This window comes from Paenibacillus roseus, assembly GCF_016424485.1.
Classification (GTDB): domain Bacteria; phylum Bacillota; class Bacilli; order Paenibacillales; family Paenibacillaceae; genus Paenibacillus_D; species Paenibacillus_D roseus.
This window is the reverse complement of sequence record NZ_JAELUP010000038.1, coordinates 24,551-34,370: the sequence shown is the minus strand read 5'-3', so window position 1 is coordinate 34,370 and position 9,820 is coordinate 24,551. Positions and strand designations below refer to the sequence as shown.

Here is a 9,820-nt window from a genome sequence, read left to right as displayed (position 1 = left end):
ATTCACATTGGTTGTTTGCCGTTCAACCGAAACATAGTCATCCTGAATCGCCTTTTTACAGATTCAAACAGTTATCCATACAGAAAAGGTTGCAGTCACTTGATAGCATATATGAGTTCCATAAATATGTGGAGTCCAAAGGCTACGTTGCGGTTGACTTTTATGATGGTAGTATTCTGTATGATTTTTCAAAGGATTTAACCAGAATCTGTGACATCGATTTCTACAGGTTGGCACCTTCCATAAATGACATGGGAGAGAACTTTTGGGGAGCAAGACGTTCGAAATCTCCGGAAGAGTTTATATTAGGTGCGCCTATTGATGCAAGAACGAATGTTTTCACGATGGGAGCTATCGCTTTTGGATTACTTGGTGGCGAAATGGATCATTCGTTTTCAAAATGGGAAGCAAACAGATCACTTTACGAAGTCGCTTTACGAGCAGTTAGTAAGGAACGAGCACACCGATATAAAACTATTGATGATTTTATAAATGCTTGGAATTCAGTTAAAAATTAAACTACGAACCACTTTCGTATCGAACTGTCGGACAAATTGAATAAGGGAGCTATACAAGGGCAACAGATTCTTCCTAAGGCTTTATTCGAAGACGTTACCTCTGTTAAGACTCCTAACTCACTGCCTGTTCAGTTTCCAAGAGTAGGATATTTTTGGTGGATACAAGTTAAGAGGGTTACAAACTCCGAAATAGTCTATGGACTAATGACCCCAATATACCTCTCACCGAATATTATCATCATAAAATTACTAGCAGCAGCTGCTATCCAAGTAGCCGCTAGAGATTACTTAATTTCGAAGATGGAATGTAAAGTTCGAGGTCGAGACGGTTAGTGCGGCGATGGAAGCAATCCATCGCTGCTTTTCATTACTGCAAGGCAGCGATCCGCTACATATAAAAACTTAGTTTGTTTAATAGACAAACTAAGTAAAAGGTGCTATTATCACACCATAATAACCAAAACTTATACTCGTACATTTTAAAGGAGGGGCAACGCCATCATGGATCAAACTATTAAACAAGCGATAGTCAGGGGAGAAACCTCGCTTGGCATCGAATTTGGATCCACACGAATCAAGGCCGTACTGATTGATTACAATTTTGAAACAATCGCTTCCAGCAGCTACGAGTGGGAAAATCAATTGATCGACGGTTATTGGACCTACCATCTCAATGAAATGATTAACGGGTTGCAAGAAACTTATCGCCAATTAAAGCAAGAGGTTGAGAATAATTATAGCGTAACACTGCAAAAAATCGGATCAATCGGATGTTCTGCCATGATGCAAGGCTATATTGCGCTAGATCAGTCAGGGGAGCTATTGGTTCCGTTCCGTACATGGCGCAATGCCACAACGAGTACAGCTGCATCGGAGCTAACCGAAAAATTCCAGTTTAAAATTCCTCAACGCTGGAGCATTGCACATTTGTATCAAGCGATTTTGAACGATGAAGAGCATGTCACTAACATAGATTATATTACGACTTTGTCGGGTTACCTTCATTGGTTGTTGACTGGCAGCAAGGCTCTTGGCATAGGGAATGCCTCCGGTATGTTCCCAATCGATGAGTCTGCACAACAATATAATGAAGAGATGGTGAAGTAGTTTGCCGAATTAATTGCCGATAAAGACTACCCGTGGAATCTTAAAGATATTTTACCTAAAGTTTATAGTGCAGGTGAACATGCTGGATATCTCAATGAGGCTGGGGCCGGACTGTTAGATCCATCAGGCAGCCTGCAAGCAGGTATTCCGCTATGCCCTCCAGAAGGCGATGCCGGAACAGGCATGGTCGCTACGAATAGTGTGAAAAAGCGTACCGGCAATATTTCCGTAGGTACGTCGATTTTTGCCATGATTGTACTGGAGAAAGATTTATCCACGGTGTACTCTGAGATTGACATCGTGACTACACCTGATGGCAGTCCTGTCGGCATGGTTCTTGCTAACAACTGCTCCAGCGATATGAATGCATGGCTCGGCTTGTTCCGTGAATTTTCTGAAGCAATGGGGTTAAAGCCCGATATGAACCAATTATTCAGCGTCCTGTTCAATAAAGCGCTGGAAGCAGACGCTGATGGCGGCGGCTTACTGAGCTACGGCTACTATTCAGGCGAGAACATTACCGGGCTTGCAAAAGGTCGTCCGCTGTTCGTTCGTTCTCCAGAAAGCCGCTTCAATCTGGCTAACTTTATGAGAGTACATCTGTTTACCGCGTTTGCTGCATTAAGGCTCGGGATGGATATTTTGACACAGAAGGAGCATGTGACGATTGACCGTATTTTGGCGCATGGCGGATTGTTCAAGACGCCGCTAGTCGGTCAAAAAATGTGTGCCGCAGCACTGAATGTTCCTGTTTCGGTCATGTCTACGGCTGGTGAGGGCGGCGCATGGGGAATGGCAATTTTGGCATCCTATATGGTTAATAAGAAGCAGCACGAGGGATTGGCTGATTACCTTACCACTAAAGTGTTCAAGGATGCAGAAGGACAAGAGGTTTATCCTGACAGCGCAGATGTCCATGGCTTTGCTTTGTTTATGGAGCGTTACACGGAAGGGCTGGCAATTGAGCAGGCAGCGGTAGATCATTTTGTGGAAAATTGGAAGAAATGACATCCAACAAAAGATAATAACTTGATCAGCAGCTATGTTTAAAATGAGATTTTGAGTTGTTAAACTATGGATGCTATAGGTCTTTGCATTAGCTGGAAGAAGGAGTGAAAAGATAGCAGGAATCGATGACGTCTGAATTCTTGCGTATAGGTTCCTCTATCATTTATTTCAAAAATAGGAACCCATAGAGTCGCAATGGGGATCGGTTACATAGAATAATGATGTAAGGAGCATGCTGTTTCTTTTGAAGACAATGAAGAAGAAGGGAAAACGATTGAAAATCACGCAATCACACTTAAGGAGGCTACATGGATGGAAGATTTAATGAGATTCGTGGCATTTCCTGCAGAGGTATTGTACCCGGGTGGGGGAAATAAAAGGCATTATGATGGGCAGTCTTATTATCATTGGGATGGAGCTCCTTCATATACTGGATCATCTAACAACGTAGACGGGGGCGGAGTCACCGGCGGCGGTGGTATAGAATTAGTAAAGTTATTCTCACACAATGCCTCACACAATTCTGAGGGTTCAGTAATAGGAGGGGATCGCCATGTGTCTACGGATCTGCGGAAGGACTATTGCTGGTGGAGAAGCAATATGAACAATAGTATGAAGATTTGAAATGTTCCGAGATTTATTTTTTAGGAAGTAGCCACACTCTATGTCCCTCCATCATGGCGGGGCATTTTTTATCATTTAAGGAAGTTTTAATAAGACTCCGTTATCGGCAAGAAAAAAGCAAAAGTGGCTGGATGTCTATATTGGTAATATGATCTATTTTTTATAATTTTTAGTATATAGGTAAATGAAAGAGTCGCTCTATTAATCTAATCCATAAAGTAATAGGGTAGTTCCAATACAAATTCAGGAGTGAATAACGATGTCATTAAATCAAGAAGCAAATCGATTGTCTACGAATCATTTGTTGCCAGGCTTGCAAGAGAATGCTCCAAAACGATTGGATATTCTGAAAGCTTTATTCTTGCTCCAAATTACAGGAAACGCCTTGGCAGTTGTCCGCACACCCGCGCTGCCAGATGCCTTAGCGAATGGCTTCGGTACTGTGATTCCAGATCAGACGAGTATGCCAGATCCGCAAATACTTTTTGTTCTGAAGCAGCTGGCCACTTCCTATCAGGTTGCACCTGAAGCGCAAGATGTAGATAGTGCAATCAATAATCAAAAGGAAATTCAAGATGACTTGGCAAATCGCCGTTTGTTATATGCATTCTGCAGACTGCTTGAGGTAGGCGATACAACGGCAAATCCGAATGAGTTCGACGGATTCCTTAAACTCGTTAATCCAGCCAATGTGGTGGATAAAGCAGGAGCTACGCTCACGTTAAAAGATCTGGATATCGCAAAAGGGAACGTGCGTGCGAACAATGGGGCGCCTATCATCATCACAACCAATCAACATGGTTATGAGGCTATTCGCACGGCCCACTACGATGCAGGGATAACTCCGGAAATCGTAGAATTCATCCCGCTGCAGGACGGTCCTGCCCAGAAGGTCATGATCTACGACGGCTGTCCGATCTTGATCAATGATGCACAACCAGAGCATGTATTAGGAGGGAATCCTGTCACAAATATTTGGTTCACGTATACTGGTCCTAACGGACTGTTTGGGATTGTACCTCACCTTAAAGATGGTAGCTTGTTCCGGAAACGTCAAGTGACGATGCCAGATGGATCGGAGACAGTCGGTCAGATCTTCTTGCCAATAGGCTTGGCCCTGGCTACGGAATCGGCGCTTGCTGGAATAACTAATATTGCGTAAGGAAGGGGAAATACTGGCAGCCCCCCGCGTTAGATTACTAATAAAATAGGGGGGAATAGTTTCGGCAACAGGCAATTGTACCAGCCGATGCTGAAGCTGAGAAGGATTACACTATTAAATCCTTTGATGATAGTAAGAAATCAGGGAAAGTTTTTCATCATTTCTGATTAATTCCGAAATGAAACTTATCGCTGGGCGAGGATATGAAATAGTTTTATTTCATGTCCTCTTAACCTAAAATAACTAAAAAACAGGGGGGAAAATCAAATGCCAAAGGATCGTCATGCCAAGTATGCAGAAGCTGTATCTGCCTTGGGAATTGTGGGTCCCTGCTATGTTCCACCTATCGGTCCTACTGGCCCGACAGGGGAAACGGGAGCAACGGGAGTGACTGGGCCAACGGGAGCGACAGGGCCAACAGGAGCAGCAGGGCCGACGGGAACAACAGGAGCAACAGGGCCAACAGGGTCGACGGGAGCAACGGGAGCAACGGGAGCAACGGGAGTGACAGGGCCGACAGGAGCAACGGGAGCGACAGGGCCAACAGGAGCAGCAGGGCCAACAGGGTCGACGGGAGCGACAGGCGTTACTGGTCCAACCGGAACCAATGGTTTGGCCGCTTATGGACAGGTATATAACACAAATACTACTGCGGTTACTGTAGGCGCTAACCAGGACATTCCTTTTAATAATAATGGAATATTGGTTAATATTACTCACTCCACGACGGTTTCTAACACGGATATTACAGTACCGTTAGCAGGGAATTATGAAGTAACCTTTGTTGTGAATGTAAGTGCGTTGATTTCTTTACTGAGTACGTTTGCCGTTGTCGTAAATGGTACCGTTCAATCACAATCGCTTAGTGCATTGCAACTCACAGCGCTTGGTCTTGGCTCCCAAGTCACAGGGACTACAATTGTTAACATCCCGGCAGGTGGCATTGTGAAGTTAAGAAATGTGAGCAGCGCAAGTGTTTCGCTCGTCGCAGGCTCATTCAATAACGCCTCCCTCACTATCAAGAAGCTGAACTAGCCGGTATTCTCATGAGATCAAGGTCACTCGCATAAAGAAAACTTCATGAGAGGAGGCAACGAGAATGCCCTTACTCGGAGAGGCTCAGTATTTATCGACAGATGAATTGTTACCTGGCTTACTTGAGAATTGGTCGAAAGAAATTCCTGGCTTAGAGTGCTTCCCATTCTATGAAATAAGGGGAAATGCGCTGACGGCCGTAGCCACAGATGCTCTTCCAGACGCCGGAACTATAGGCTATGGCTCGCCGCTCCTTGATCAGACAACTATTCCGAATGTACCGATCACCTATCCATTTATAGACCTTGCAACCAGCTTCCGTATTTCAGTCAAAGCTTTAGATACTTGTTCCGGTACGAACAACCTAGTACTCATTCAGATCAAGTTGGCGATTCAGCGTCTGTTATACAAGTTCTTCAATCTACTAGAGATCGGGAACCCCGCCATCAATCCCAATGAATTCGCTGGACTTAAAAAACTGGTCGATCCCTTCAACGTAGTGAATCTTGGCGGTACACCGCTCACCCTGGAGGCCGTCGATCGTGCCAAGGGCTATATACGTACTTCGGAGATGAAGAACAAGATCATTACGAATACGACTGGCTACATTTTGTACAGAGAAGCCGTTCATAATGCGGGAATATCGTTCTCTAATTTCGAGGATTGGCCGATATGCCTGAATGACCAGCAGCCCACTTGCAGCGCATGCGGGGTGGACACGACGAATATGTGGTTTGTAAGTCTCGGTTTGAACGGTCTGTGTGGGATCATTCCGCCTAAGGAGAATGGGAGCATGTTTCGGATTCGTCAAGTCTATGATCCTGATAACGGGACCATCATTGTGTTTGTCACCTGGCCGGTAAGTATCTCATTGGCCACCAAAGCGGCGCTGTCCGCCGTTGTTAATATTGCTATTACACCGTAACGTATTGAACCCCGGATTAATGGAAGAGTTATTGATGAGGACGCCTCTGCGCTGTTGATTGTAATTGTCACTTGGCCGGTAGGGATTGCAAAGGCCAGCGATTCCTGCTTTTCTGGCGTTGTTAATATTGCTATCACGTAAACCTATGGTCTATTAGAAGAATTTTCAGATGAGGAGTGAAATCGTATGTCTCCGAACGATAAGAATTCTTATGAACCACCTGTAGGTGCTCCAGTATATGTATATATAGATGAACAATTCATAAATAAGGTTCAAAGTCTTTATAAATATGATCTTATTCATGCAATTTTTAAAAACTTAAAGCAGGACGAACAAAGTGATTATATTAGTAACATACAACATGTTGCTGAACGCATCAGACAAGCTGCTTATGAGTTAGCCAAGCAATACGCTTCTAAACAGGCTGGACAAATGGATCATGAAATCTTTAAAAAAATCGCCCCGCAAATCGTCGGAGAAATCGCCCAACAGTTCGTTTCTGAACACCCCAAAAAGATTGTTTCTGTTATCATCAAACAAATTTTTGAGGATGTAAACAAATATTATAACCCATATGTTAATTTCCTGGTTGAAGATATTTTTCTTCTGCCGAAATCTTTTAAACGAAATACAGCTCATCAATATATCGACAATATTAGTGACCAAATTGAGCACCCTAATGCGATTACTTTATTCCTGTCGGGCGATGAAAATACTACAAAGAATGATGCAGGGAGACCTGAATACCTGGGAACAACGATTGCAAATTTAAATCCATCCTTTATTGCTAGGAAAGGTGCTTTTATAATGGTCTTTATTTCAAGTCTCTGGCAGACTGTATTGACGTTAACTCATGAACTTGCCCATTTGTATAAAATTCCGCACAACTCTGATCCTCATTCTATTATGTATGGCAGTTACAAGAGAGGGAGGAATAACCCGTTTAATAGCGCAGAGCAAGCTGTTCTCAAGAGTAATAGAGCTCGATATTACAAGTAAGGGGATGAAAATCCCCTTTTTCAAGGTGATTGATGGGAGTCTTTTAAATTCAATGGGATAATTCGGAATATGATAATACTTCTGAAATCTAGGTTCCTGGATAATAAGGTAAGGAGCCCTGGATACAAGAAGGGAAAAACGATTGAAAATCACACAAGGAGGCTACATGTATGGAAGGTTCAATGAGATTCGTGGCATTTCCTGCCGAGGTATTATACCCGGGTGGGGGAAATAAAAGGCAGTATGATAGGAAGTATAATCATCTAATGGATGAGTGTCCCGGCTGCGGATTTGGATCATTAGATTTCGATTTCAATCTGTTTGCATCATATTCACCTTTAAAACCTCCTACTATAGACATAGTCTGGACCAGTATTTCTAATGGAAGAGTGGCATTTCCTGCCGAGGTATTATACCCGGGTGGGGGAAATAAAAGGCAGTATGATAGGAAGTATAATCATCTTCAAGGAAGTGTTCCAGTACTTTATACTTCTGCTTATAATGAGGGTTCGACAGGTTTGCCGACTGCTGATCAATTGTCTGGTTATAATGTGTTAATACTTGCATTTCTTCCTCATGAACCGTCAACACCGCCGTCAACAGACAATCAGAGAGCTTTTGTAAAGAAGACTTATAGCGATCTTACATCTTTTTTGACATATGTACAAAATACGGGTTTTGTGAAAAAGTAAGTGTGGAGACTTTGGGCCATCCGTTTGCCGGATGGCACTTTCTTAGTTTTAACTCGTTTTATGTTTTAGCTTGTTAAACTATAGCTCTTCCTTTGACAGCAAGTAACTATAATGCTCTGGATTATCTCTGATTTGGTCAGCTAATTCCTCGTACCATTTCGATAAAATAACGGTTCGTATTCGCTGAGCATTCGGGTCTTTCGGCTGTAAAAAGCCGCCTTCGATCCATTGCTTTACTTTCTCCCTAGCTGTCCGATCCCCTATACCAAGTAGCATCATGATTTCAGTTGTCGTAATTTCGTCCTGTCTGAATACCAATTGCCTAAACAGCTGTCGCTGCTGGATATCCAGTTGCCTGATCAGTTCCGGTTCTACCCAAAGCAGCTCTGAGTTCTTCTCTTGAACAATTTCCGCAGCCTGTGTGTAAACCTCTGCCAGACCATTCAAAAAATATTCCAGCCAAACGGTTAAGTCCGCATCATGACGTCCAAAGTAGTAATTATGCGCCAGTCCCATTTGAAGCGCCTTATAATAATCGCTTAGGTTCCGATCATAAAAGTTCTCAAGTACGAACAATCCCTTTAATCCAAAGTTTCCCCGCCGCAGAATGTAGGTCGCAATCATTCTGGATGTTCTTCCATTACCGTCCATATAAGGATGAATGGTCAAAAACTGCCACATAGCTATACCGGCCCGAATTGGCGCTGGCAGTTCATGTGTTTCTCGGGCATTGAGCCACGCGACAAAGTCCTCCATCAAGACAGGAACATCCGTATACTCTGGTGGCATATAAAACCCCGACTGATTTCGATTTCCTACTCTGTTTTGCTCCGTGCGGTATTCGCTTAGCCTGGGACGTCTTCCATGGGAGATACGGATAATCGCATGTAGCTTTTTAATCCATTCTTCCGTAATTGGCAGGCTTCTACGCTCGGAATCCTCTAGAAAATCAATTGCTTTCATGAGGTTATATACTTCTTGCTCTGCATCAACGTCACTGCTTTGATAAAGAGCTTTACGTTTTTGCTGTTCATCCAGATCATTCCCTTCCATCCTGGTTGAAAGTAATACCGTTGTCTCTTTTGCTTCCTTCTGCAATTGTTCCAGTATATCTAAGGGCAGCGGTAACTGATCGATAATAACACTCGACCGCTGAATCTCCAGCAGCTTATTCACCATCTTCATGGTATTTGAAAATTTCGGTTGAAACATGACATCCCCTCCCTACATCTATTATAACATAATTACCGCTATTTTGCCGCTATATAATCACTATATATGAAAATAATTATCCGAATTATGGGAACGGAGTTGAACGTCGATAAATCCAATGGGAGGTGCTGACGATGAACGAGCCTGTTTTGAAGAAAGCAATGGACACGCTGGAATTTCTTAGTCAGGATGCCGAGGCACGCCGATTGTACGAAGAAAGACAAAAGTATTTGCATGATGAAGCTTCCATGATTGAGGGGGCATTGGCTGAAGGCGAGAAAAGGAAAGCGGTTCAGATGGCTCTGGAGCTTCTCAAGCTTGGGGTAGATGCGGCCATTATAGCCAAGGCCTCGGGGCTGTCTGAGGCTGAAATCATCGCACTAAAAAAACAAGGCTAACAACAGTATGAAGAGCCAGTCTCCAATATACTGGCTCTTCATACTGTTGTTAGCCGCTGTGAATGCGAGGTAAGTGGGTCTGTCAATAATTTTGTGTAAACTCATTTATAAGGAACTCCTCCCCCGAGGGGGAAGAGGCC

General features: G+C 43.5%; 7 protein-coding genes and 3 pseudogenes. 9 read left to right on the top strand and 1 reads right to left on the bottom strand.

Annotation, left to right across the window (positions count from 1 at the left end):
- From JFN88_RS10515 to JFN88_RS10480, 8 genes and pseudogenes are all read left to right on the top strand, one after another.
- Positions 1-518 (top strand): annotated as a pseudogene (locus JFN88_RS10515) (serine/threonine protein kinase); the annotation flags it as partial.
- A 501-nt stretch (positions 519-1,019) separates the two neighbouring features.
- A pseudogene (locus JFN88_RS10510) lies at positions 1,020-2,633 on the top strand (xylulokinase).
- A gap of 312 nt (positions 2,634-2,945) precedes the next feature.
- A complete protein-coding gene (locus JFN88_RS10505) occupies positions 2,946-3,257 on the top strand; it encodes a hypothetical protein (protein ID WP_199019277.1) in 312 nt (103 codons plus the stop codon).
- Between the two features lie 259 nt (positions 3,258-3,516).
- Positions 3,517-4,419, top strand: a complete 903-nt coding sequence (locus JFN88_RS10500) for a hypothetical protein (RefSeq protein WP_199019276.1) — start codon at positions 3,517-3,519, stop codon at positions 4,417-4,419.
- A gap of 267 nt (positions 4,420-4,686) precedes the next feature.
- Positions 4,687-5,454 (top strand): hypothetical protein, encoded by a 768-nt coding sequence (locus tag JFN88_RS10495; protein WP_199019275.1) that lies wholly within the window; start codon positions 4,687-4,689, stop codon positions 5,452-5,454.
- 64 nt (positions 5,455-5,518) lie between these two features.
- Positions 5,519-6,379: a hypothetical protein gene (locus JFN88_RS10490; RefSeq protein WP_199019274.1), complete on the top strand. Its 861-nt coding sequence runs from the start codon at positions 5,519-5,521 to the stop codon at positions 6,377-6,379.
- Positions 6,380-6,565: 186 nt separating this feature from the next.
- Positions 6,566-7,378, top strand: a complete 813-nt coding sequence (locus tag JFN88_RS10485) for a M10 family metallopeptidase domain-containing protein (protein ID WP_199019273.1) — start codon at positions 6,566-6,568, stop codon at positions 7,376-7,378.
- Between the two features lie 170 nt (positions 7,379-7,548).
- The gene (locus tag JFN88_RS10480; RefSeq protein WP_199019272.1) at positions 7,549-8,070 is read left to right on the top strand and encodes a hypothetical protein; all 522 of its coding nucleotides are present in this window, start codon (positions 7,549-7,551) and stop codon (positions 8,068-8,070) included.
- Positions 8,071-8,148: 78 nt separating this feature from the next.
- Here JFN88_RS10480 and JFN88_RS10475 read toward each other — a convergent pair whose 3' ends face one another.
- A complete protein-coding gene (locus JFN88_RS10475) occupies positions 8,149-9,282 on the bottom strand; it encodes a Fic family protein (protein WP_199019271.1) in 1,134 nt (377 codons plus the stop codon).
- 119 nt (positions 9,283-9,401) lie between these two features.
- On the opposite strand from JFN88_RS10475, the pseudogene JFN88_RS10470 reads away from it, so the two are divergent.
- Positions 9,402-9,680 (top strand): annotated as a pseudogene (locus JFN88_RS10470) (Rpn/YhgA-type helix-turn-helix domain-containing protein); the annotation flags it as partial.
- Positions 9,681-9,820 lie beyond the last annotated feature (140 nt).